This window comes from Actinomyces oris (genome assembly GCF_001937445.1).
Lineage (GTDB): Bacteria > Actinomycetota > Actinomycetes > Actinomycetales > Actinomycetaceae > Actinomyces > Actinomyces acetigenes.
The window spans coordinates 1-1,015 of record NZ_MSKS01000079.1; the positions used below are offsets into that span (position 1 = coordinate 1).

Sequence of the window (1,015 nt, forward strand, 5' to 3'; positions counted from 1 at the left end):
ACATCTGAGACACCGATTGGGAGGCTTGCCGGGGGACCGTGCGGCACGCACCACGCCTGACCAGCTCAGCCCCGCCCTCCGGGCTCGCCCTTGGGTGAGCGCGTCGCGTTCGTAGGGTAGGTCGCGCGTTCGTACACTGAACCCCCGAACGCGAGGCATAAGGTACGAACGCGACGGCGGCCTACGCGGCCGACTTCGCCGCCAAGACACCACGGACTCGATCCCACCCTCCAGCGTCCACTCCACGAGGGTAGGGCGTCACTGCACGAGCGTCGGGTCTACTCCATGGGGGTCGGGCCCTCGTACAGTACGCACAACCCCCGGCCAGTAGATCCCCACCCTCGTGCAACAGACCGCCCCGAGGCGGGACTCGGGCCGAAGCGAGTGTTGCGTCGAGGCCACCGAACGCCTCAGAAGCCATGACACTCACATGTCTCTCAAGTGAGGAGACAGCACATTTCGGGCTCCCGTACGAAGGCCCCGCCTACGTTGAGCACACCCACCCTTCCTCCGGTAGCACCTGAGCGACTGCGACCCACCGGGACAGCCCCCTCGCACCTGGTACACCGGCACCACAACACCCCCAGGCCTCTCGCTCACCAGAGCACGCCCAAATCGGGGTTTTTACACACCAACACCCTACAATTGGAGGATGAATCCTCCAGGTCAACGTTACGATAAACCAGCGCTCAATGAGAACGAGGTTATTGAGCGCTACATTGAACGCAGCCTCACCGTTACAGACCGGAATCGCGCCGCCAGATACCTCCGACATATCGAGGCTTATTCATGGGGTGTATGTGAACATGAATCCGAGGACGGCGGTGACGGAGGCTTCTTCACAGCATCCACTGAAGGTGCTGTGGCCTGCGCAGATGCTGGCGTCGGCTAGTCCTGTGAATAAGCCTCAAGGGTACGACTGCGGCATCTACCCTACGACTGCGTGCGCTGGGTGGGCTGAGTGGGGCTTGGCGGTGTGTTGTGGGGTCTGGGTGTCACGTTTGGCGACTTTTAG

At 62.3% G+C, this 1,015-nt stretch carries 1 protein-coding gene; it reads left to right on the forward strand.

The features are described 5' to 3' along the window. Positions 1-652 precede the first annotated feature (652 nt). Positions 653-892, forward strand: coding sequence for a hypothetical protein (locus tag BKH20_RS14320; RefSeq protein ID WP_075391476.1), 240 nt, complete (start codon positions 653-655; stop codon positions 890-892). The last annotated feature ends 123 nt before the right edge of the window (positions 893-1,015 follow it).